Raw genomic sequence first — 22,645 nt, 5'->3', positions numbered from 1 at the left:
GAGGTCAGAGGCCGAGGTAGCGGTGTTCGATGTCGGGGGTGATCGCGGACGGGGGGCCGGACCAGACGCTTTGGCCGCGTTCCAGAATGACGCAAGCGTCTGCGACGGGTTTGAGTTCGCTCAGGGTTTTGTCGACCACGAGGATGGACAGGCCCTGCGCTTTGAGCGCGCGGATCGCGGCCCAGATTTCCTGACGGATGACGGGGGCGAGGCCCTCGGTCGCCTCATCCAGCACCAGCAGGCGCGGGTTGGTCATCAGGGCGCGCCCGATCGCCAGCATCTGTTGTTCGCCGCCCGACAGCGTGCTGGCCTGTTGACCGGCGCGCTCGGCCAGCCGGGGGAAGAAGCTTTGCACTCGTTCCAGCGTCCACGCGCCGGGGCGGGCGGCGGCGATCAGGTTCTCGGTGACGGTGAGCGTGGCAAAGCAGCGCCGCCCCTCGGGCACCAGCCCGATGCCAAGCCGCGCGGCCTTGTAGCTGGGCAGGGTGGTGATCGTCTGCCCGGCGAACCAGACCTGCCCGCGGTACGCCGTGTGCAGGCGGCACAGCGTGCGGATCGTCGTCGTCTTGCCCATCCCGTTGCGGCCCATCAGGGCGACGGCCTGGCCCTCTTTCACTGTCAGATCGACGCCGAACAGTGCTTGCGAGGCACCGTAGAACACCTCGATCCCCTCGACCCTGAGCAGGTCAGTCATGCCGGGTCTCCCAGATAGGCTTCGCGTACGCGCGGGTCATGGCGGATTTCCTCGACGCTGCCCGAAGCGATGATCTGCCCGTAAACCAGCACCGTGATGCGGTCGGCCAGCGCGAACACTGCGTCCATGTCGTGTTCGACCAGCAGGATCGGTGCCTGTGCTTTGAGGTCTTGCAGGAAGCTGACCAGCTTGCCCACCCCTTCGGTCCCCATGCCTGCCATCGGCTCATCCAGCAGAAAGCACGCCGGTTCCAGCGCCAGCGCCATGGCGATTTCCAAGAGCCTGCGCTCGCCGTGGCTGAGTTCGGCCGAGGGGACGCTGGCGCGGCCTTCCATCCCCACACGGGTCAGGATGGCCTGCGCGCCCGCGATCAGGCCGCGGTCGCGCTGCACGGGTTTAAGAAAGCGGAACGGGTGGCCCTGGCGGGACTGCAGCGCCAGCATCACATTGCGGCGGGCAGAAAATTCCGGGATCAGCGAGGAGATCTGAAAGCTGCGCCCCAGTCCCAGACGCGCGCGCTGGGCGGTGCTCAACTGGGTGACATCGCGGCCGCGAAAGGTGATCGTGCCGCTGTCGGGCGCGATCTTGCCCGCGATCTGGCCGATCAGCGTGGATTTGCCTGCGCCATTTGGGCCAATCAGCGCGTGGATTTCGCCCGGTATCAGCGTCAGCGACACGTCATCGGTCGCCTTGAGCGCGCCGAAGGACTTTTTCAGGTGGGACAGGGTCAGGACCGGCTCAACCATGGCGTTCTTTCCCCGCGATCAGGCCGATCAGACCGCCGCGCGCAAAGAGCACGGCGCCCAGCAGCACGAGGCCCAGCCAGAGTTTCCAATGCTCGGTCATGCCACCGAACGTGACTTCAAACCCGACCAGAATGGCCGCGCCGGCAACCGGGCCGAACAGCCGCCCCGTGCCGCCCAGAATGATGATCACGATCAGCTCGCCTGACATCGGCCAAGCCATCATCGACGGCGAGGTGAAGCGCGTCAGGTCCGCCATCAGCGCGCCCGCCAGGCCGGTGATCATCCCCGAAATCGCGAAGGCAGTGAGTTGGACCCCGTAAGGGTTAATGCCGACGGCCGCTGCGCGTTCGGGATTCTGGCGGATCGCCATCAGAGCCGCACCAAACCGCGAGCCGCGCAGCAGGGCTGAAAACGCCAGCCCAACCATCAGCACACCGAAGGCGACAAGGAACAGATCCCACGGCCGCATGGTGTTAAGGCCGGGGAACTGGTTGCGCACGTAGATCGGCAACCCGTCCTCGCCGCCGTAAGCGGGCCAGGAAATGGCGAAATAGAACACCATTTGCGCGAAGGCGAGGGTGATCATGATGAAGAAAATGCCAGAGGTCCGCAGGCTCAGCGCGCCTATTGCCGTTGCCATAACGCCGGAGATCAGCATGGCAACCGGCCAGATGGTCAGCATCTGATTGCTGCCGGGCAGACCCAGCACCGGGGTGTTCAGAAAAGCGTGTTGCGCAAGGATTCCAGCGACATAAGCGCCGATGCCAAAGTAAGCGGCATGGCCGAAGGATACCATGCCCCCCAGCCCCAGCGCGATGTTCAGGCCAACCCCGGCCAGCGCCAGAATAGCAATCCGGGTCGCCAGCGTGATGGTAAACGGCTCACCGGCCCACAGCGCCCAGAGCGGCACCAGCAGCAGGCCCAGGGCCAGGACCGCGTTGACGGCGTATTCGCGGGATTTTTCAGGCATGTGCGGGGAACAATCCCTTGGGGCGGATGACCAGCACGGCGGCCATCAGCACATAGATCAGCATCGAGGCAAGCGCGGCACCGATGCCGGCGGCCTGGCTTTGCTCCATGAAATGACCAAAGAGCCGGGGCAGCAGGAAGCGACCCATGGTGTCGATCACGCCGACCATCAGCGCCCCGACCATCGCGCCCTTGATCGAGCCGATGCCACCGATCACGATAACCACGAAGGCGAGGATCAGCACTGGTTCGCCCATGCCGACCTGCACCGATTGCACGGCCCCGACCAGCGCTCCGGCCAGACCCGCCAGACCGGCCCCCAGCGCAAAGACCAGCGTGTACAGTGCGCGGATGTTGACGCCGAGCGCCGCGATCATCTCGCGGTCATTCTCACCGGCGCGAATGCGGATACCCAGACGGGTGCGCGCGATCAGCAGCCACAATCCCAGCGCCACCGCCAGGCCAAAACCGATCAGGGCCAGCCGGTACAGGGGGTAATGCGCGATGCCCAGATTGACCGTGCCCGACAGGATCGGCGGCACATCCAGAAACAGCGGAAAGGGTCCGAACCCTATCTTGGTTAATTCCGACAGCACGAGGATCAGCGCAAAGGTGGCCAGCACCTGATCCAGATGGTCGCGGTCATAGAGACGGCGCAGGACGGTGACCTCGATCAGGGCGCCCGCAGCCGCAGCGGCAGCGGTGCCCGCGATTAGGCCCAGCCAGAAATTGCCGCTGGCAGCGGCTGCGGCGGCGCAAAAGAACGCGCCGATCATATAGAGTGAGCCATGCGCCAGATTGATCAGTCCCATCACGCCAAACACCAGCGTCAGGCCGGCGGACATGAGGAACAACATCAGGCCCAGCTGCAGGCCATTCAGCACTTGTTCCAGAAAGAGGGCAGCGGTCACGGCGATCCCTTCGCGGGTCGTTGCAGAGGAGGGGGGCGCGCCGTCGTGCCGCGCGCCCCGGTCAGGTCATTCCATCGCGCAATCGGTGGCGTAGACGTCCTGATGATCCTCGAATGCGGTGCCGACCATGCGGTTGGTCAGGACGCCGTCGACCGAGACGACCTCACGCGCATAGTAGTTCTGGATCGGGTGCTGGTTGTTGCCAAAGCGGAAGGCCCCGCGCACCGAGTCAAAATCCGCCGCGCGCATCGCCGTGCGGAAGGCGGGCAGGTCATTGATATCCGCAGCGGCCAGCGCCGACAGGATCAGGTTGGCCGAGTCGAACGCCTGCGCGGCATAGACCGAGGGCAGACGGCCGTAAGCCTCCTGGAAACCGGCGACAAAGGCCTGGTTGGCGGCGTTGTCCATATCGGGCGACCATTCGGCGGTGTTGATCACGCCCAGAGCGGAATCGCCCACGGCGGGCAGCACGTCTTGCGAGAACGAGAAGGCGGCCGAAATGATCGGCAGGTCGATGCCCGATTGTGCGTATTGGCGCATGAAGCTGATGCCCATGCCGCCCGGCTCGAAGATAAAGATCGAATCCGCGCCCGAAGCCCGGATCTGCGCGATCTCGGCGGCGAAATCGGTCTGGCCCAGTTGCGTGAACAGTTCGCCGGCCAGCGACCCTTCGAAATAGCGTTTGAAGCCGGTCAGCGCGTCGATCCCGGCGGGATAGTTCGGCGCCATGATGAAGGTGTTTTCATAGCCCAGAACATTGGCGTATGCCCCCGACGCTTCGTGCATCGTGTCATTCTGATAGGCTGCGTTGAAATAGTTCGGGGTGCAGCCCGCACCGGCCAGTTGCGAGGGGCCGGCGTTGGGCGAGACGTAGATCACGTCTTGCGCGGTTGCCGAGGGCACCACCGCCATGGCGAGGTTCGACCAGACGATGCCGGTCAGGATCTGCGCGCGCTCGGACTGGATCATGCGGTCGGCGATCTGGACGGCCTGTTCGGGGCGTTGAGCGTCATCCTCGACCACCAGATGGATCGCATCCGACCCGGACATGGAGAGGGCCAGCTGAAAACCGTCGCGGATATCGACGCCCAGACCCGCGCCACCGCCCGACAGCGTGGTGATCAGGCCGACGGTCACGGGGTCCGCCAGGGCGGTGCTGGCGCCGAGGGTGGCGGTCAGGCTCATCGCGGCAAGGCCTGCCGAAAGCGTGGTGCGGATGGTCATGGTGAAACTCCCAGTCTGGTTACCGTCTGACGCGGCGAATAGAGCGGAGGTTAGCAGAGCGTGACCGGCTTGCAATCATTTTAAACTTCAAGCATCCAAGTTATTCACGCTTGAATGTGCAGGGTAATAGCGGTGGTTTCGGGGGTCTTGTGCGGGCTCCATCCGCTGGCTGAGCCGCTGTTGTCGTATGAGTCGATGGCTGAGAGTTCATGCCAGTATGGGGCGTTACAGGCAGCCAAAATCGAACGCGGGGTGGCCGTATGTCGGTTTGCCACGCTCTGACCGTTTCAAGCGTCGTCTCGGTTGACGCGCGGGACAACCCGGGCCGCTTCTTGGGAGCGTAGTGTGTGTGCAGAGCCTTGTTTCAATTGCGTACTTCTACCAGAGGGGTCAGCGCTTCACGCAGACGCTCGCTTTCGGCCAGCAATGTCGAACTGCGCCGAACCAATCCAAACCTGTTGAAAATCGCACCCGGATCGTCGGGGGTCGAGCCCGTTGCCATGTCAGCCACGCTTGAGGGGCCACCGTCGGCGATGGGTGGTGGCTCGGCTATCGGCGTGTCGCCAGTGGGCGCGTCGGAAGCCGCGCGCGCATCGGGCTGTTGCGGCGACAGGCTATGGTCAGCCGTGGCGGGATCCGGGGTTGCGTGTTCTCCGCCCGTGGGCGCCGCGTCTTGCGTCACCGCCTCATGCGCTTGGGGTGCCGATTGATCCGCCTGCGTGCGGGCCACTTCCGCATGGCCGGGCGCACGGCCCAGAATTTGGCCGAGCTCCGCCGCTTCGGCCGTCAATGGAGCCTCTGCGCCGTGCAGGGTTTCCAGCCGTCGCCAATCGCCCGCAAGAATGGCGGCGCGCGCTTCGGCATCGGTCACCCCGAGGGAAGCGAATTCCGCTGCTGCGCCGGCGTAATCGCCGATCTGGCCGAGCGCTGCGGCACGGGTCTGGCGTGCGTCGGTGGTGGGGTCGTCGCCGAGCAGGGCAAGGGCCTGTTCAGGATCGCCTTCAGACACCCAGGCGCGGGCCCGCAGCACGCGCGCGCCGGGATCGTCGAGGGTTCCGACCAGGGTGTGCACCGGCGTCGCGAGGCCAAGATCGAGCAAACGCCTGGCCAGTTTGCGCCGCGTTTGCGGTGTAAGACCTGGCGCGCGCCAGTCTTCACGCGCGAGGACCGTCTCGACGATACCGAAATCGCTGCCCGTTTCGGCCAGCGCGGCCCAGACTTCGTCACGCAGCGTTTCGATCAATCGGCGGTTTTCGCCGGTTTCCTGCACCCAGCTTTCCAGCCGGTCGAGCGCGGCAAACGCGTCCGGGCTGGAACCCGAGCGCGCATGAAGCCGGATCACCGACGCCATGAGTTCCGCGCCTTCGGATTCTGTGCGCGCTGCAGCGGCCAGCGCGGCGGCTCCCTCGAGCGTTTCGGCGTCCAGGCCGTTATGGGTTTGCAAGGCAAGGTCAAGACGGGTCTGAACCGTTTCCGCGTCGCTGCCGCCCTCATGCTCAAGCCGCGCCGCCGCGTCGACAGGGTGGCCGCGGGCGCGATCGAGCAGGGCTTCGGCCAGCGCGACATCCTGCGGCACCGTCCAGGACGAGCGGCGCAGGCTGTCGGCGACGATGCGCGCGGCGTCGAGCGCGCCGACCTCTGCGAGACGCTCGGCAAGGGGCAGGCCGACGCGGGCGCGAAGCGATGGCGAGAGCAGGCTATAGGTGAGGGCGATGGCGTCACCGTTCTGACGCACCGCGTCGGCGTCGGCCCCGGCCAGAACCGCCATGAGCGCCGCTATGCCGCCGCAGTCGATCGCCTGCGCCAGCCGCATGCGCGAGTTGGTGGCGCGGTCCTCCAGCACATCCGCAACACCAAGCGCGAAGTCGCGCCCGGCGACGATGTCCTGACCGTTTACCAACAACGCGTGGGCCTCTGCGCCGAAACCGGCAGAGAGGTAGAGCCCGACCAGGGCCGCGCGCGCGGCGGGATCCGGTTGATCGAATTCGCCATAGAGTGCGCGCGCCAGCCTGCCATGCTCGGCGGAGAAATCTTCGGTGTTCTGGGTTAACAGCGTTTCGAGCCGGTTTGCCCCCTGACAGAACTCTGGCGGTTGGGCCACCGTCAGGGCATCAGGATCCGCGCGATCCATCACCGTGGTGACCCGCATGTTCGCGGGCAGATCGGGGGTGGGCGTGCTGCTGAGCAGCCCAGCGTCAGGGACCGGTGCGTCGATTGCGGCGTCCAGAATCCCCTGACCCAACGCCTGCGCGACCGTGCGGCCGAGATCCTCCGAAAGGGTGGCGAGCCGGGGATCTTCGGCGACAGGCTCCTCGGGCCCGGTTGTCAGAAGCGGCATCGCCCGGGCAAGCTGAGTGCCGGCGCTGCGCGCAGTCGCTATCGGATCGAGGGGCGGCGGGCGACGTGGCGGGCTGGTGGGCAACGCGGGCGGAACCGGGGCGTCTTGGGCGGGTGTTTCGGGAGGCGGATCGCTGATATCGAGCACGATCAGGCCGGGGCGTTCCTCCCACGCGGTGACAGGGCAGGCGCAGTCCATCGTCAGGGTCAGGACCGGCCCTTCGGCGGAGGCATCGGACAAGCGTGTTCGCGGGATGCGGCGAAAGAGCTGCGAAAGGTCGAAGCGGGTGCCTGTGCGCTCAATGGTCAGCGTCCGGCTGCGTCCGTCGGGCGAGAGTCGCCAGCCGGTACCCGCGGCCACAGCCAGAACAAGCCGCGTAAAATCAGCATGTTCGCCCGCCCTTGGGGTGACCACTTGCGCCGAAACCGGCGCGGTGAGCAGGCATAAGGCTGCGACCAGCCGGATTAAGATGCGCATCAGCCCGCCTCTCGTTTGAGGCTGCGCATCGCTTCTTCGAGGTCGCCGTAGCTGGGGCGCAGATGGTGTGGCGTGTTCTGGCGCCCGACCTCGATACACATGTTGGCAGGGTGGTTGTGCAGATTGGCGATCAGAACTTCGCGGATGAGTTTGTAAAAATGCGCATCATCCTGAACCACCGTCCCCATTTTCGACGCGAAAGGGCCGACGAAGCCATAGGCCAGGAACACGCCAAGGAAGGTGCCTACCAGTGCCCCGCCAATCAGCCCGCCGAGCACTTCGGGCGGCTGGTCGATGGCCGCCATTGTCTTGATAACGCCCAGAACCGCCGCCACGATACCCAGCGCAGGAAGCCCGTCGGCCACCGTCTGCATCGCATGGCTGGAATGCATCGCGTGTTCGAACGACGCTTCCATGCGTTTGTCGAGCACCTCTTCGACCTGCATCGGGTCGTCATAGCTGAGGGTCATCGAGCGCAAGGTGTCGCAGATCAGTTCGATCGCTTCATGGTCCTTCTGGATCTTGGGATAGCGGCTGATGATTTCAGAGCTGTCGGGCGCTTCGATATGCTCTTCCAGCGCGACGGGGTTTTGCCGGGCCAGCCGAATCAGTTCAAACAGCAGACAGAGCAAGTCATTGTAGTCTTTGGGTTTCCAGCTGGCCCCCTTGAATACCTTGCCGATGTCTTTGAGCGTATGCTTCACGCCCGCGCCATTGTTGGCGATGAGAAAGGCCCCCACCGCAGCGCCGCCGATCATGGTCATTTCATAGGGCAGGGAGTGCAGGATGATGTCGAAGTGGCCGCCGGCCATGACAAAGCCGCCGAACACCATCACGAAAACCACGACGATGCCGATGATGCCGATCATGAATCGCTCCGTTTCTCTCTGGGTCGAGGCTGACAGGGAGGTCTTAAAAAATGCTTCACCGCAGGGTCATTCACGCGGGACAAGCGCATTGCGCCCGGCAAGAATCGCGCTCAGCCCATAGGCTTGGCGCGGGTCCAGGCCGGCGAGGATGTCGGCGGCCACCTGCGAGTCGAGCCGGGCCAGAAAACCTGCCGCGAATTGTGGGTCCATTTCGGTAAAGACGGCCGCCGCATCCTCGGGCTTCATGACCGCAAACACCGACACCAGTCGGGAGATGTCATCCTCGGCGGCGCGGTCGGCCAGCGCCATGGTCGCGGTCAGGTCGGCTTCGGCCCCTTGCAGCGCTTCGATCTGGGCCTGAACCCGCTCCTGCGCGGCGGCGAGCAGTGCCTCACGCTCGTCAAGTGTGGCCTCGCGTTGCGCAACCTCTTGTTCGCGTTGCCGGATTTCAAGCGACAGTTGCGCGTCGCTCACCGGGCTGGAGCGCAGGGCGCCAGAGGTGCTTGTGGCACCGGCAGGCTCGGGGTCCTGGGCCAACGCCTCACCCATGCCTGAGGCAAGACGCAGCCCTGCGCCCATGAAGAAAGCCAGTGCCAGCAAGGGCAGCACGCGCGCCCGGCGGTTTCGGCGGGGCGGGGCGGGGCGCGCCATCACGACGCCTCGGTCGCTTGTCGCCGCCGCAGGACGCGGGCGCGCGGCGGGGATTCGGGTTCAGCCACGCGGGCCGGGGCGCGCTGCGCCGCCTCGGTCGGCCAGGGCGAGGGCGGGCGCACGCTATGCGGCTGTGCGACGGGCTCGTCGGGAAGATCATGCATCGAGGCGACCAGCAATTGCAGCTTGCGCGCGACGGTTTCGGCCCGCGCGGTCTGCCCCTCCAACTGCGCGCCACTGCGCCCCGCCGTCTCCTGCGCGGCTTTGAGCGAACGCGCCAGATCGTCGACCTGCGCCGAGAGCATGGCAATCGCGCTGCCCATTCCGCCCTCAAGCGAGCCGAGCGCGCTGAGCCGCCGCGACAAGACCACGCAATACAGACCGGCCCCAAGGGCAGCGGCGGCCAACAGCAGATCGGAGAGAAAATTCATCACAAGCCCCTCAATTAAAAACGAATTCGATGACCAGCAGATCATTGACCAGACCCGGCCCGGTGACGATCTGCACCCGGCGCAGCATCTGTGCACGCAGCCGCATCAGGGCGGCGGGCTCTTCCAGCTCATGCGGGTCCAGCGCCCGCAGATAGATGTTGAGCACATCGACGATGCGCGGCATCAGGCGCTGCACCTCAGCCGCCGCACCGCGGCCGACCTCAAGCTGGGCTGAGAACCGCAGATGCCGCGCCTCACCCCGCGTGCCCAGATTGACGGTGATCGGATCGACCGGGACGAAAGCGGTGCTGCCCGCCGCCCCCTCACCATGCCCGCCCTCAGGTGGCGCGCTGGCGCCGTGGCCCTCCGCCGCGGGGGCGCCATGGCCGGTGGCGGGGGCGGCACCATGGCTGTCGGCTGCGGCGGCGTCGCTGCCGCCCAGAAGCGAATCGAGCAGCCCCGAATATGTCGCATAAAAGCCGCCGCCGCCCCCGGCCAGCGCAAGGACCAGCCCAATCAGAAGCGGGAGTTTTGATGTCTTCGCAGGGGGTTGGTCGGTTTCGGCGCTGGTGGCCATGGCAAGGTGCCCTCCGGTTGGGTCGAATCGTGTTCGTCGCATGTTCCGGGGACTGTTTTCGCACCATGTGGCTAACCGATTGTTAATCGAAACAGGGCAAGGATCGATTCAACCGGGCAGAACGTCCGCGAAAGGGAATGGTCTTGGAACAGCTCCTCTCTGTGTGGAACACCTTGGAACCGCGCCGCCGCGTGATCGCCGTTGTGGCCAGTCTGGGCGTCTTTGCCGCCGTGCTCATGCTGGCGCGCGCGGCAACCGCGCCGGGGATGTCACTGCTCTATGCCGGGCTTGAAGGCGCGCAGGCCGGTGAGGTGATTCAGGCGCTCGATCAACGCAATGTCGGCTATGAGGTGCGCGGCGATGCGATCTATGTCGAGGCAACGCAGCGCGATGAAATGCGCATGGCGTTGGCGGCGCAGGGCCTGCCGGCGAATTCCTCGACCGGATACGAATTGCTCGACGGGTTGACCGGCTTTGGCACCACGGCGCAGATGTTCGACGCCGCCTATTGGCGGGCGAAAGAAGGGGAACTGGCGCGCACGATCATGGCCAGCCCGCATATCCGCTTTGCCCGCGTGCATATTTCCCAAGGCGCGACGCAGCCTTTCCGGCGTGACCAGCAGGCCTCGGCCTCGGTCACGGTAACCCCGGCCGGCCCGCCGCTGACACCGGCGCAGGCGCAGGCGCTGCGGTTTCTGGTGGCCTCGGCGGCGGCCGGGCTGCACGCCGAGGATGTCGCGGTGATTGATTCCAATGGCGGGATGATCGTGGCCGATGATACCGGGCCGGGGGCGCAGGCGAACGACCGCGCCGAGCTGATGCGTCATAATGTCGAGCGTCTGCTGGAAGCCCGTGTCGGCCCCGGCCGCGCGGTGGTCGAGGTGAACATCGAGACCGTCACCGACCGCGAAACGATCACCGAGCGGCGAATCGATCCCGAAACCCGCACCGCTGTCAGCCAGGAGACCGAAGAGCGCAACGCGACCTCCAGCGATACCGGCGGGTCGGGCGTGTCAGTGGCGTCGAACCTGCCCGACGGTGCCGCGGCTGCGACCGACGGGCGCTCGGAATCGCGCGAACAGCTCTCGCGTGAGCGCATCGACTGGGAGGTGAGTCAGACCAGCCGCGAATTCGAGCGCGGACCGGGCTCGATCCGCCGCCTGACCGTCGCGGTTCTGGTCGATGGCGTGCGTAGCCTCGACGCCAACGGCGTCGAACAATGGACCGCGCGGCCAGAAGAGGAACTCGAGGCGTTGCGCGCGCTGGTGTCCTCGGCCGTGGGTCTGGATGAGGCGCGCGGCGACGTCATCACGCTGCGCTCGCTGCAGTTCGAGCCGGTTCTCGATCAGAACGGCACGGTTGGCGTGGCCAGCTGGGTATCGCAGCTCGACCTGATGGGCCTGATCCGGCTGGGTGCGCTGAGTGCTGTGGTGCTGTTCCTTGCGCTGTTCGTGCTGCGTCCGTTGCTCAAGGGAGGCGCGGCACGCAGCAGCGGCGGGTTTGATGAGGAAGACAATAATCTGATGTCCGGCTTTGCGCCGATGATCGCCATGAGCCCAAGCCTGACCGGCGAGATCGACAGCGATTTCGGCGGCAGTTCCAGCGATGAAGAGGCCCCCGATCCTGTTGAGCGCATGCGCCAGCTGATCTCCGAGCGCCAGGACGAAACGCTTGAAATCCTGCGCAGCTGGATGGAAGAACCCGAGGAGCCGCGCTGATGCCGCACCCCCTGAAGCTTGAGGTCTTTGAAACTGCCGACACGCCGGAAGGCCCGGCGCTGCTGATGCCCGAAGAGATCGAGGATATTCGCCTCAACGCCTATGAGCGCGGGTATCTGGCGGGATGGGATGATGGCGGTCAGCAGGTGCAAACCGATGAGTCCACCCGCCGGGAGGCCATCGAGCGTCAGGCCGAACAGCTCAATTTCACGTACCATGAGGCGCGTGGCCATGTGCTCAAGGCGCTGCTTCCGATGCTTGAGGGCATGCTGAGTTGTGTGCTGCCGACGCTGGCGCGCGCCTCCATCGTCCCGTTGGCGATCGAACATCTCACGCCGCTGGCCCATGGCGCGGCGGACGCGCCGCTTACCCTGCGCGTCCCGTCAGGCAGCCGCGACGCCTATCTCGCCGCGTTCGAGGGGCTCGTGCTGCCGCCGCTCGATCTGGTCGAGACCGACGATCTGGCCGAAGGACAGGCGCTCTTCGTGCTGGGTGAGGCCGAGACGCATATCGACCTGACCCACGCAGCCGAGGAAATCCGCCGCGCCATCGACCGTTTTTACCTGATCCAGACCGAGGAGAGCCAGCTTGCCTGACACCGAAACCGCCACTCCCGCCGCCAGCCTCGGCAGCGGCGCGTTCACCCAGGTTCCCATCGAGATCGTCGTCGCGGTGGGACGTGCCCGGCCGCTGGTGCGTGATCTGCTGCGCCTGCAACGCGAGTCGGTGCTGCCGCTGGACCGCCGGGTCGAAGACCCGGTCGAGCTTTATGTCGGTGACCGCCTGATCGCGCGCGGCGTGCTTGAGGAGCTCGAGGGCGATCAGGCCGGGCAGATGGCCGTCCGCCTGACCGAGGTCGCCGATCTGTCGAACGGGCTGTGAGCATGGCGGCGCGGGGCATCCTCGCCGTGCTGCTGGCGGCACTGGTGCTGGTCTTGCCCCTCGCGGCCACCGCGCAGGAACTGACGCTCTCGCTGGGCGAGGGGGGCGGTCTGGCCGTGCGCTCGGTGCAGCTGCTGGTGCTGCTCACCCTGCTCAGCCTCGTGCCCGGGCTGCTGATCATGGTGACCTGCTTTCCCTTCATCGTCACCGTGCTGGCGATCCTGCGGCAGGCCATCGGCCTGCAGCAATCGCCACCGGGCATGCTGCTGACCACGCTGGCAATGTTCCTGACCTATTTCGTCATGGAGCCGGTCTTCACTGCCGCCTGGACCGCCGGTGTCGTCCCGCTGGAAGCCGGGCAGATCGGCGTCGAGGAAGCCCTCACCCGGGCCATCGAACCGTTCCGCATCTTCATGGCCGCCCGCGTGGATCCGGGTACCTGGGAGGGGCTGGCGCAGCTGCGCCCCGATGCGCCGCTCTTCTCGCCCGACGGTCCGCTGTCGGTGCTGGTGCCCAGTTTCCTGCTCTCGGAACTGTCGCACGCATTCGAGGTCGGCTTCGTGATCTTCCTGCCGTTCCTGATCATTGATCTGGTGGTCGCGGCAGTGCTGATGTCGATGGGGATGATGATGGTGCCGCCCGCGGTGGTCTCGCTGCCGTTCAAGCTGGCGTTCTTTGTGGTGGCCGACGGCTGGACCCTGGTCAGTGCCTCGCTTGTCCGGGGCTACTTCTGAACGCGCCATCATCTGTCCCCAAATATCCACGGGGGGATTTTCAAGGGGGGCGCGTGCGTCCCCCTTGAAGCGGGTGTGGGTGGCAACCCACCCGGCGCGAGGGGTGAGGAGCGATTAGGCAAATTCCAGTGGAGGTTTGCCCGCGACGCAAGATGCCCCCTCGCGCCGGTCTGCCTTGGCTCAACTCCAGCTTACATCGCCCAGAAAGATATACCCGGCCCCATAGATCGTCTTGATCAGGCGCGGGTTCTTGGGATCTTCCCCCAGCTTGGCCCGCAGCCGCGAGATGCGCACATCCATCGCCCGGTCGAAACTTTCACCCGCCGCGCCGCCCAGCGATTCCTGCATCTGCGTGCGCGAGATCAGGCGTTTGGGCGCTTCCAGAAACATCCGCAGCACCTCGCCCTCGGCGTGGCTGAACGGCGTCTCCACGCCGTCGCCGCCGCGCAGCATGTAGCGGTCGAACTGCGCCTCCCAGCCGTTGAACCGCGCCACCGACCCGGCACTGTCCGGCGTCGGGCGCGATTTGCGCAGACGGGCGCGGATGCGGGCGACGACCTCGGCGGGCTCGAACGGCTTGATGATATAGTCATCCGCCCCCAGCTCGAGCCCCGTCACCCGGTCGTTGATGTTGGCGCGGCCCGAGATGATGATGATCGTCGCACCCGATTCCAGCGCCAGCCGGTGCACCAGCGCCAGACCGTCCCGGTCGGGCAGGCCCAGATCGACCAGACACACATCGGGCGCGGTGCGCTTGAGCGCCGCCTCGAATTCGGTCGCGCGCGAATAGGTCGAGGTGCGAAACCCGGCCTCGCTCAGCGCATCGGCCAGAATGCGGCGGATTTCGGCCTCGTCATCGAGAATGGCGACATGGGGTTGCGACATCAGGCGTCCTTGTGAAACGGGTCGGTCAGGGGCCGCTGACGGCGGGATGGGTAACGCGGCGCAGGAAGTTTTCCAGATCGCCCGGATCGAAGGGTTTGGGCAAGACCCCAACCGAGGCCGCTTGCACATGCAGCGGATGCGCGGGCGGCAACGACGTCATCAGCCCCACGGCCAGCCCCGGTCGCGTGGCCGCCAGCGCCGTTTGCAGGTCAAGCCCGGTCGCACCGCCCTTGAGCTGGATGTCCGACAGCACCAGCCCGACCTCGGGCAGCAGTGCCAGCGCCTCGGCATCGGCGGCGGTTTCGGCCTCGATCACCTGATGCCCCAGCCCCATCAGCATCTCGCGCACATGGGTGCGGATCTCGGGGCTGTCCTCGACCAGCAGCACCAGCCGCGTCTCGGCCGCGCAGGCTTCGGTTGCCGGACGCAGGGGCAGGCGCAACACCACCCGCGCGCCGCCACTGTCGCGGTTGCTCAACCGCACCGACCCGCCCGAGAGCGTCGCCAGATCGAACACCATCGCCAGCCCCAGCCCCGAGCCTTCGCCGCCCTTGGTGGTAAAGAACGGATCGAGCCCGCGTTTGAGCGCCTCGTCGGAAAAGCCCGGGCCGTCATCCTCGACCTCCAGCTCCAGCCAGGTGTCCTGTACCAGACGCGCGCTCAGCCGGATCGCCCCGTGCTCGCTGCGCGTCGCAATCGAATCGCGGGCGTTCAGGATCAGGTTCAGCAGCGCATCCTGTACCGCGCCCGCGTCCAGCATCAGGCGGCCCAGACCGGGCTCCAGATCAATCAGCAGCCGGGTCTGCTCGGGCAGCGAGGGCGAGGCCATCATCTGCAAATCATCGAGCAACGGCTCCAGATCGGTCGGCTCGGCCCGCAAGGTGCGCGCGCCGGATATCTCGCCGATCCGGCGCAGCAGCGTCCCGCCACGCCGGGCGGCGGCCAGCGTGGCGCGCACCAGATCGGCACCCTCGGGCGGCAGGTCAGGCAGGCGGTCCAGCTTGCCCTGCAATCCCAGAATGATGGTCAACAGATTGGCGAAATCATGCGCCAGGCCTGACGTGAGCTGCGCTGCCAGCTCGCGCTTGCGGGTCTGGGTCAGCGCCGCGCGCGCCTGTGTCTCGCCGGTGATGTCGGTCGACAGGATATAAACCCCGCCGCCCGCCTCGCGTCCTGCGGTGTCGCGTCCCGGGTCCGGGGTCAGCGCCACCCGCACCCGGCGTCCGCTGTCTTCGTGGGTGATCTCGCAGACCGCGCTTTCCCCGTCCAGCGCCGTGAGCAGATAGGGCAGGATGCGGCCAAAGGTCACCGGCCCCAGCGCGACCGACGCATGCAACCCCACCACGCTCGAGGGCGTACCCGGCATCACTGACGACAGCCGCCGGTTCGAGTAGGTATAGACCAGACTGCGGTCCACATGCGCGATATGGGCGGGCATCATTTCCGTGACCAGCCGGGTGCGCGCTTCCATCTCGGTCAACTCGCGCTGGGTCTCCTCCAGCATCATGTTGGCCGAGGCAAGCTGCCGGTTGGCCAGACCCAGCCGCTCGGCATGGGCAACAAGCTGGCCCGAGAGTTCCTCGGACCGCGCGCGCAGAAGTTCCTCTTGCAGCTTGATCTCGGTGATATCGGTGTAAACCGTCACCCAGCCACCCTGCGCCAGTGGCGCACCCTCGACCGCGACCCACCGCCCGCTGGCGCGCTGGCGCTCCATGTAATGCGGGCGAAAGTCGCGGGCGATCTCGACGCGTTGGCGGACGGCCTCGTCAGCGTCGTCTTGCGGACCGTATTCGCCCGCATGGACCAGATAATGGATGGTGTCGTGGAAACTGGCACCCGGACGGACCAGCGCATCGGGCAGGCCGAACATCTCCTGATAGCGCTGGTTGCACACCGCCAGACGCAGGTCGCTGTCAAAGATCGACAGGGCCTGCTGGATCAGGTTCAACCCGGCGCGCGTCAGCTTTTCGGTCACGTCATTGTGCATGGCGGCACCGTAGCGGGACGGGGGCAGGGGCGTCCACTGCGCCGTTACGTGATCAGTTCAGAACCTCGCCGGGGTCCACCCCCCAAAGCACCGTGCGATCAACCCAGCCGCGCGTCCCGTCGATCGACACGCGGCACCATAACGGGTCGCATTCCATGATCCGGGCGACAACCCCGGCTTCCAGATAGGCCAGTTCCGGCGCATTCGGCGCCGGGCGAGCACGCATCGGCGTCATGTCCTGCTGGACCAGAACCGTCCGCACGCCGGACAGCAGCGCATAGTTGATCCAGCCGCCTTCGCCTTCGGAATCCTCGACCCGCCGCCAATGCTCGAACTCACCGGTAACGCGCAGCGGCAGGTCGCGGCGGGTATAAACCCAGTCGACACGGTGCGTTTCAGACGGGCCTCGCCGCGCCCGCGCGCGGGACGTCTTGAGCGAGACATAGCGGGGGAGGGGCAAGCCGGTTTCTGAGCCGACAACCTGCGTCGGCGCGGCGGTCGGGGCGTCCTGGGCAAAAGCACTGCCGCAAAGCGCAGCACCTGCCGCCACGGCGATAATACGGAGTGCTGCTCGCATCCTGTCCTGCCCGGCCCGCTTGCGGCGGGTCTGTCTGTGCCGTCCGCTCCCGGGTAATTTTATTTCGTCTCGGGTTGCGCGGAGAGCTTGTGCCTCGGTTCGCTCTGAGCCACTTTGCCAGCAAGTGGCCTGATTTGAAAGACCCAAGGAGGTTTCCATGCCCCTCAAACGCCTGTGTGTTGTCGTGACGCGACGCCTGCCCGATCCCGTCGAGACCCGGCTCAAGGAATTGTTCGACGCCGAGCTGCGCGACGACGAGACGCCGATGACCCGCGACGAGCTGATCGCGGCGATGGAGCGCGCCGATGTGCTGGTGCCGACGCTGACCGACCATATCGACGCCAGCATGCTGGCCCGCGCGGGCGAGAAGCTGAAACTGATCGCGAATTATGGTGCCGGTATCGACCATATCGACGTGCAATCGGCCCGCCAGCGCGGGATCCTGGTGTCGAATACGCCCGGTGTGGTGACCGAGGATACCGCCGATATGACCATGGCGCTGATGCTGTCGGTGACCCGGCGCATCCCCGAAGGGCTGGCGCTGATGCAGGCGGGGGACTGGCCGGGCTGGTCGCCGATGGCCAATCTGGGCAGCCGGATCGGTGGAAAACGGCTGGGCATTCTGGGCATGGGGCGCATCGGTCAGGCGGTAGCGCGGCGCGCGCAGGCCTTCGGGATGCAGATCCACTATCACAACCGCAAGCGCCTGCGCCCTGAGGTCGAAGCGCCGCTCGAGGCGACCTATTGGGAAAGCCTCGACCAGATGGTCGCGCGGATGGATGTCATCTCGATCAACTGCCCGCATACGCCCTCGACCTTCCATCTGATGAACGCGCGGCGCCTGAAGCTGATGAAACCGACCTCGGTGATCGTGAACACCTCACGTGGCGAGGTTGTGGACGAAAACGCCCTGACCCGCATGCTGCGCGCCGGTGAGATCGCCGGGGCCGGGCTCGACGTGTTCGAACGCGGCCACGAGGTGAACCCGCGCCTGCGCGAGCTGCCGAATGTGGTGTTGTTGCCGCATATGGGCTCGGCCACGCTGGAGGGCCGGGTCGAGATGGGCGAGAAGGTGATCCTGAACATCAAGACCTTCGCCGACGGCCACCGCCCGCCCGATCAGGTGTTGCCAGGAATGCTGTGAGGGAGCGGCGGCGCTCGGCCCCCGTTGAGGGGGCCTCGCGCCGCTCTGGGCTGCCGCCCAGACCCGCCCGGGAGGATTTTCCATCCTCCCGGACCCTCCTGGAGGATATTTGAGGCATAAAGTTGGGGCTTAACCCTTCGTTAACCCTGCAACTTTATGCCTCAAATATCCTCGGGGGGTGAATTTGGCGTAAGCCAAAGAGGGGGGCTGAAGGCCCCCCTTGCCCGGCTACGCAACGGGCGTTGACGGTTGGCAAGCGCGCGCGTAGGAGAAGCGGGTGCGGATGGCTGGACGGCCGCGGGTCTTGCGATCCGAGGAAAGTCCGGACTCCATGAGACAACGGTGCCGGGTAACGCCCGGCCGGGGCAACCCGAGGGAAAGCGCCACAGAGAACAGACCGCCCCCGCCCGCCGAACCAGAGGTTCGCTTTTGGCGCGGCAGACGTGGGTAAGGGTGAAACGGTGGGGTAAGAGCCCACCGCGGGACGGGCAACCGGACCGGCAAGGCAAGCCCCACCAGGAGCAATGCCGAATAGGGGCCTCGCGCGGGCATGATCGACCCGGTCTTCGGATCGGGACCGATATCGCCGCAGGGACGTCTCAGCCCAGAGGCCCGGGTTGGCAGCTTGACCCCTCCGGTAACGGATGGGGCAGAGGAATGGTCGTCGCCGGGGGCAACCCCGGTACAAAATCCGGCTTACAGGCCATCCGCGCACTTTCAAATCGCCACATTTGCGCCTCATCGCGCCGCTAGCGTCTGGCTCGAAGAAGGGCCCGCCGGATCGCGCGGGTCCGACGTGTTGATATCTGCGGAACGCGCCGGGTGGCCCGGCGCGTGTGTCCGCGACGGAGGTGGTGGGCCTTTTATGCCTGAGAGTCTTGCGCGCAAACGCCTGTTTTCCGAGAACCACCGCCGCCGTCCCTGGACCGGCGGCGCGCGCTCCCGGCTGCTGGGAGGTCAGGCGATGGCGGCGGCGCAGCGGTTGAGCCGGCCCTCGATTCGCCCGGCGGTGCTGGGCTACGCGCAGTTTGCGCTGGATCTGTTGAGTGTGGCCGTGGCCGGGATGATCAGCCACAGGCTGGTTGGCGAGGTGATACTTGAGGGAACCGACCGCGCCGGGGCAATCTGGATGGGGGCGCTGTGCGTGGTGCTGGCCGCAAGGCTGTCGGGGGGCTACGGCTTTCGCCTGATGCGCAGCCTGTGGCGCAGCGTTGTGGTCGGTGGTGTGTCTCTGATCATCGGTATGGGGGCGGTGTGCCTGCTCTTGCTGTCCGTCGATCTGGTGAACCGCGTGGCCTTTGGTTGGGTCGGCCTGTGGGTGCTGATCGCGGCGGTCGCCATGCTGGCCTCGCGCATCGCTCTGTCGGTGCGGATCGCGGTGCTGGTGCAGACCGGGCGGCTGGAGCATCGCATCGTGCTGGTCGGCGGTGGCGAAGATCTGGAGCCGCTCTTGCGGGAGATCGTCAGCGAGCATGGCAAGGGCCGGCGGATGTGCGGCTTTTTCGATGAGCGTGGCGGCCCGCGTTCTCCGTCCATGGTCGCCGGGTACCACAAGGCCGGGGACATCGACGATCTGGTGGAATTCGCCCGGCTTGCCAAGATCGACACGGTGATCATCGCGATTCGGGGGGCCTCGCAAGAGCGGATCCGCGAGCTGCTGGCCCGGCTCTTCGTCTTGCCGGTGGATATTCGCGTCACCGAAGGCACCGAGATCCCCGAGTTCAGCCGTAAACGGCGCTCACATATCGGCCCCTTTCGGCTGATCGAGATCTACAAGCGCCCGATTGATGGCTTCGCTGCCTTCCGCAAACGGGTGTTTGACGTGGTGTTCGCGTCGATTCTGCTGGTCGCTTTCTCGCCGCTCTTGCTGCTGGTGGCGTTGGCTGTGCGGCTGGAATCGCCCGGACCCGCGCTGTTCCGGCAAAAGCGGCACGGCTACAACAACAAGCCGATCGAGGTGCTCAAGTTCCGCTCGATGTATGTCGATCAATGCGATCCGACCGCCGTCAAGGCCGTGCGCCGGGGCGATGCGCGGGTGACACGGGTGGGGCGGTTCATCCGCCGGACCTCGATCGACGAGCTGCCGCAGTTCATCAACGTGATCAAAGGCGATCTGTCACTGGTCGGACCGCGCCCGCATGCGTTGACCGCGCGCACCGGCGATATCGTCTATGACCAGATCACCGAGGCCTATTCGGCGCGCCACAAGGTCAAGCCGGGCGTGACCGGCTGGGCCCAGATCAACGGCTGGCGCGGTGAGATGAACTCGCCTGAAAAGATCCGCGCGCGTATCGAGCATGACCTCTATTACATCGAGCACTGGTCGCTGCGGCTGGACTTCAAGATCGCGCTTTTGACGCCCTGGAGCCTTGTTACCACGAAAAATGCCTATTGAGCGGAAGAAGCCCGAAAGGGGCGTTGACTCTGCCCGTGGTATGCGTAAAAGGCGGGCTTCATAGGAATATACAGGCTGCCCTTCTGGCCGCCGTGCGCAGGAGATAACCCATGGCGAAGCCGACGACGATCAAGATCCGTCTGAATTCGACGGCGGGGACTGGCCACTTCTACGTGACCAAGAAAAACGCCCGGACGATGACCGAAAAGATGACCATCCGGAAATTTGACCCGGTGTTGCGTCAGCACGTGGAATACAAGGAAGGCAAGATCAAGTAAGATCTGCCGACCCCGGTCCACCGGATTTGAGCCACCCTTTGGGGTGGCTTTTTCCATTTCTGCCGGGCGCCTCATTTCGGCTTGGCCGCCGTTCCGAGCAGGCGATCTATGACCCGCCCGTCGATCGCCAGCAACCCGGCGGCGATCAGCGCCATGCCCAGATAATGCCGCCCCGCTAATGCTTCGCCCAGAACCAGCGTGCCCAGCAGGATCGCGCTGACGGGGACCAGCAGCGTCACCAGCGCGGCATTCACCGCCCCGGCCGAGGCGAGGATGCGGAAGAAGATCACATAGGCCAGCGCCGTGGACAGGATCGCCAGCGCCAGCACCGCCGCGATCACCGGCAGGCCGGGGGCGGGCAGCGTCCAGGGCCGGTCGATCAGGCCCACCAGCGGCAGCGCCATCAGCGTGGTCGCGACCAGCTGGCCAAAGGCCACCTGCGTCGCCGTCAGCCGCAGGGCCTTGAACCTGCGGCCGTAGACCCCGGCAAACCCGTAGCTTAGCGCCGCGCCCAGACAGGCGAGCATGCCCAGCATGGCGATGCTCGCCCCGCCCAGCAGATCGCCACCCAGCAGCACCACCACGCCGAGGAACCCGAACAGGATGCCGACCGCCTTGTTCGGTGCCATACGCTCATCCGCCAGCAGGAAATGCGCGACGGTGATCGAAAAGATCGGCGTCGTCGCGCTGAGGATCGAGGCAAGGCCGCTGGGGATCATCGTCTGTGCCCAGAACAGCAGGCTGAACGGCAGCAGGTTGTTCAGCAGCCCCAGGATGAAGAACGCCAGTATCGCGCCCCGCGCAAACGGCCAGCGCTCGCCCCGCAGCCGCAGGACCGCGCTCAGCGCCAGCGCGGCGATGCCGGTGCGCAGCGCGACGATGGTCAGCGGGGGCAGGGCCTGCACGGCGATGGCGGCAAAGAAAAAGCTGCCGCCCCACAAGAACGACAGCGTAAAGAGCAGCGCCCAGTCCTGAAATGTCATGCGCATGATGCGTCCCGCGTTGTGTTGATCCGCCCGACACCTAGCGCGTTCCGCGCCCCGCGACTGGTCCTTTTCGGACCTCATCATCCGCGCGATCTCGCCTTGTGCGGCATTCGGTCCTAGTCTCGGGTCATGCTCGATTTCGACACTTGCAACCAAGCCCGCCTCCGGCGCGATCCCGCGTTTGATGGCGTGTTCTTCACCGCCGTGCGCACCACCGGGATCTACTGCCGTCCGGTTTGCCCGGTGAAACACCCGCTCAGCAAGAACGTCAGCTATTACCCCAGCGCTGCCGCTGCCGAGCAGGCGGGCTATCGCCCCTGCCTGCGCTGCCGGCCCGAGACCGCACCCTTCTGCGCGGCGTGGAAGGGCACGCAGACCACGGTCGAGCGGGCGCTGACGCTGATCGAGGCGGGTGCGCTGGATACCGGCAGTGTCGAGGCGCTGGCCGACCGGCTGGGCATCGGCACCCGGCATCTGTCGCGCCTGTTTGCCGACCACATCGGCGCCTCACCGCTGCAAACGGCGCAGACGCTGCGCATCGGGCGGGCCAAACGGCTGCTGAGCGACACCACGCTGCCGATCAGCGAGATCGCCTTCAAGGCAGGGTTCGGCAGCGTCCGGCGCTTCAATGCGGTGTTCCTCAAGCTTTATGGCCGCCCGCCCTCGTCGATCCGCAGGCCCAAGGGATGAGCGCGCTCAGCTATACCCATATCTCCAGCCCGGTCGGCGACCTGCTCGTTGCGGGGACCGATAAGGCGCTGCACTTCCTCAGCTTTCCGAGCGGTCACAAATCCTTCGGCCCGCGCCCGGACTGGAGACCTGCCGACGCGCCGTTCCGCGCGGTCAAAGAACAGCTCGCCGCTTATTTCGCTGGTGAACTCAATCGCTTCGACTTGCCCCTGCACCTGTCCGGCACCGCCTTTCAGACCTCAGTCTGGCACTACCTCGCAACCATCCCCCGTGGTGAGACGCGTACCTATGGCCAGATCGCCGCGTTGCTGGGGCGGCCCAAGGCCAGCCGGGCGGTGGGTGCGGCAAACGGCAACAACCCGATCCCGATCATCCTGCCCTGCCACCGGGTGATCGGGGTCAACGGGTCGCTGACCGGCTTCGGCGGCGGGTTGCCGGTCAAGGACTACTTGCTGCGGCTCGAGGGCGTTCTGGCATAGCAA

23 protein-coding genes and 1 other RNA gene are annotated in these 22,645 nt (G+C 66.0%); 10 read left to right on the top strand and 14 right to left on the bottom strand.

Translation table 11 applies throughout. The annotated features are described in order from the left end of the window. Positions 1-4: 4 nt before the first annotated feature. The 10 genes from EAE28_RS04440 to EAE28_RS04395 all read right to left on the bottom strand — a co-directional run bounded on the left by EAE28_RS04440 (position 5) and on the right by EAE28_RS04395 (position 9,887). Positions 5-694 carry an ABC transporter ATP-binding protein gene (locus tag EAE28_RS04440; RefSeq protein ID WP_127104593.1) on the bottom strand — a complete coding sequence of 230 codons (690 nt, stop codon included), beginning with the start codon at positions 692-694 and terminating at the stop codon, positions 5-7. Further along, positions 691-1,440 (bottom strand): ABC transporter ATP-binding protein, encoded by a 750-nt coding sequence (locus EAE28_RS04435; RefSeq protein WP_127104592.1) that lies wholly within the window; start codon positions 1,438-1,440, stop codon positions 691-693. Before EAE28_RS04435 ends, EAE28_RS04440 begins: the two co-directional genes overlap by 4 nt. Further along, positions 1,433-2,410, bottom strand: coding sequence for a branched-chain amino acid ABC transporter permease (locus tag EAE28_RS04430; protein ID WP_127104591.1), 978 nt, complete (start codon positions 2,408-2,410; stop codon positions 1,433-1,435). The genes EAE28_RS04435 and EAE28_RS04430 overlap by 8 nt, the downstream gene beginning before the upstream one ends. Then, a complete protein-coding gene (locus EAE28_RS04425) occupies positions 2,403-3,320 on the bottom strand; it encodes a branched-chain amino acid ABC transporter permease (RefSeq protein ID WP_127104590.1) in 918 nt (305 codons plus the stop codon). Before EAE28_RS04425 ends, EAE28_RS04430 begins: the two co-directional genes overlap by 8 nt. A 66-nt stretch (positions 3,321-3,386) precedes the next feature. After that, on the bottom strand, positions 3,387-4,544 hold the full coding sequence (locus tag EAE28_RS04420) for an ABC transporter substrate-binding protein (RefSeq protein WP_127104589.1): 1,158 nt from the start codon (positions 4,542-4,544) through the stop codon (positions 3,387-3,389). 364 nt (positions 4,545-4,908) lie between these two features. Beyond that, the gene (locus tag EAE28_RS04415) at positions 4,909-7,359 is read right to left on the bottom strand and encodes a hypothetical protein (protein WP_127104588.1); all 2,451 of its coding nucleotides are present in this window, start codon (positions 7,357-7,359) and stop codon (positions 4,909-4,911) included. Then, on the bottom strand, positions 7,359-8,228 hold the full coding sequence (gene motA, locus EAE28_RS04410; protein ID WP_127104587.1) for a flagellar motor stator protein MotA: 870 nt from the start codon (positions 8,226-8,228) through the stop codon (positions 7,359-7,361). Before motA ends, EAE28_RS04415 begins: the two co-directional genes overlap by 1 nt. 66 nt (positions 8,229-8,294) lie before the next feature. Continuing rightward, complete coding sequence (locus EAE28_RS04405; protein ID WP_127104586.1) at positions 8,295-8,879, bottom strand: MotE family protein; 585 nt, start codon at positions 8,877-8,879, stop codon at positions 8,295-8,297. After that, positions 8,879-9,310 carry a DUF6468 domain-containing protein gene (locus EAE28_RS04400; RefSeq protein ID WP_127104585.1) on the bottom strand — a complete coding sequence of 144 codons (432 nt, stop codon included), beginning with the start codon at positions 9,308-9,310 and terminating at the stop codon, positions 8,879-8,881. Before EAE28_RS04400 ends, EAE28_RS04405 begins: the two co-directional genes overlap by 1 nt. Before the next feature lie 10 nt (positions 9,311-9,320). Continuing rightward, on the bottom strand, positions 9,321-9,887 hold the full coding sequence (locus tag EAE28_RS04395) for a flagellar basal body-associated FliL family protein (protein ID WP_127104584.1): 567 nt from the start codon (positions 9,885-9,887) through the stop codon (positions 9,321-9,323). Between the two features lie 137 nt (positions 9,888-10,024). Between EAE28_RS04395 and fliF the strand changes: the two genes are divergently transcribed. The 4 genes from fliF to fliP are packed head-to-tail and all read left to right on the top strand — an operon-like array spanning position 10,025 to position 13,221. Further along, a complete protein-coding gene (gene fliF / locus EAE28_RS04390) occupies positions 10,025-11,605 on the top strand; it encodes a flagellar basal-body MS-ring/collar protein FliF (protein WP_181954475.1) in 1,581 nt (526 codons plus the stop codon). After that, on the top strand, positions 11,605-12,201 hold the full coding sequence (locus tag EAE28_RS04385; protein ID WP_127104582.1) for a hypothetical protein: 597 nt from the start codon (positions 11,605-11,607) through the stop codon (positions 12,199-12,201). Before fliF ends, EAE28_RS04385 begins: the two co-directional genes overlap by 1 nt. Then, complete coding sequence (locus EAE28_RS04380; protein WP_127104581.1) at positions 12,194-12,487, top strand: FliM/FliN family flagellar motor switch protein; 294 nt, start codon at positions 12,194-12,196, stop codon at positions 12,485-12,487. The genes EAE28_RS04385 and EAE28_RS04380 overlap by 8 nt, the downstream gene beginning before the upstream one ends. 2 nt (positions 12,488-12,489) lie before the next feature. Further along, positions 12,490-13,221, top strand: a complete 732-nt coding sequence (fliP, locus tag EAE28_RS04375) for a flagellar type III secretion system pore protein FliP (protein ID WP_127104580.1) — start codon at positions 12,490-12,492, stop codon at positions 13,219-13,221. Between the two features lie 180 nt (positions 13,222-13,401). Here fliP and EAE28_RS04370 read toward each other — a convergent pair whose 3' ends face one another. The 3 genes from EAE28_RS04370 to EAE28_RS04360 are packed head-to-tail and all read right to left on the bottom strand — an operon-like array spanning position 13,402 to position 16,670. Then, the gene (locus EAE28_RS04370; RefSeq protein WP_181954474.1) at positions 13,402-14,106 is read right to left on the bottom strand and encodes a response regulator transcription factor; all 705 of its coding nucleotides are present in this window, start codon (positions 14,104-14,106) and stop codon (positions 13,402-13,404) included. Between the two features lie 25 nt (positions 14,107-14,131). Further along, positions 14,132-16,093: a hybrid sensor histidine kinase/response regulator gene (locus EAE28_RS04365; RefSeq protein ID WP_127104579.1), complete on the bottom strand. Its 1,962-nt coding sequence runs from the start codon at positions 16,091-16,093 to the stop codon at positions 14,132-14,134. A 52-nt stretch (positions 16,094-16,145) separates the two neighbouring features. Beyond that, the gene (locus EAE28_RS04360; protein WP_127104578.1) at positions 16,146-16,670 is read right to left on the bottom strand and encodes an SH3 domain-containing protein; all 525 of its coding nucleotides are present in this window, start codon (positions 16,668-16,670) and stop codon (positions 16,146-16,148) included. A 157-nt stretch (positions 16,671-16,827) separates the two neighbouring features. Between EAE28_RS04360 and EAE28_RS04355 the strand changes: the two genes are divergently transcribed. The 4 genes from EAE28_RS04355 to rpmG all read left to right on the top strand — a co-directional run bounded on the left by EAE28_RS04355 (position 16,828) and on the right by rpmG (position 20,487). Further along, positions 16,828-17,814 (top strand): 2-hydroxyacid dehydrogenase, encoded by a 987-nt coding sequence (locus EAE28_RS04355; RefSeq protein WP_127104577.1) that lies wholly within the window; start codon positions 16,828-16,830, stop codon positions 17,812-17,814. Positions 17,815-18,093: 279 nt separating this feature from the next. Next, an RNA gene (gene rnpB / locus EAE28_RS04350) (RNase P RNA component class A) lies at positions 18,094-18,529 on the top strand. Positions 18,530-18,679: 150 nt separating this feature from the next. Continuing rightward, on the top strand, positions 18,680-20,209 hold the full coding sequence (locus EAE28_RS04345; RefSeq protein WP_127104576.1) for an undecaprenyl-phosphate glucose phosphotransferase: 1,530 nt from the start codon (positions 18,680-18,682) through the stop codon (positions 20,207-20,209). Positions 20,210-20,319: 110 nt separating this feature from the next. Next, positions 20,320-20,487, top strand: coding sequence for a 50S ribosomal protein L33 (rpmG, locus tag EAE28_RS04340; RefSeq protein WP_127104575.1), 168 nt, complete (start codon positions 20,320-20,322; stop codon positions 20,485-20,487). A 71-nt stretch (positions 20,488-20,558) separates the two neighbouring features. Here rpmG and EAE28_RS04335 read toward each other — a convergent pair whose 3' ends face one another. Continuing rightward, entirely contained in the window at positions 20,559-21,476 is a 918-nt protein-coding gene (locus tag EAE28_RS04335; RefSeq protein WP_246022264.1) for a DMT family transporter, read from the bottom strand. Between the two features lie 126 nt (positions 21,477-21,602). On the opposite strand from EAE28_RS04335, the gene EAE28_RS04330 reads away from it, so the two are divergent. Next, on the top strand, positions 21,603-22,163 hold the full coding sequence (locus tag EAE28_RS04330) for a bifunctional transcriptional activator/DNA repair enzyme AdaA (RefSeq protein WP_127104574.1): 561 nt from the start codon (positions 21,603-21,605) through the stop codon (positions 22,161-22,163). Next, entirely contained in the window at positions 22,160-22,642 is a 483-nt protein-coding gene (locus tag EAE28_RS04325) for a methylated-DNA--[protein]-cysteine S-methyltransferase (RefSeq protein WP_127104573.1), read from the top strand. Before EAE28_RS04330 ends, EAE28_RS04325 begins: the two co-directional genes overlap by 4 nt. Positions 22,643-22,645: the final 3 nt, after the last annotated feature.

Source organism: Pararhodobacter zhoushanensis, from assembly GCF_003990445.1.
GTDB classification, from domain to species: Bacteria; Pseudomonadota; Alphaproteobacteria; order Rhodobacterales; family Rhodobacteraceae; genus Pararhodobacter; species Pararhodobacter zhoushanensis.
Note: the sequence above shows the minus strand (reverse complement) of the source record. Positions and strands in the feature narration are given on the sequence as shown.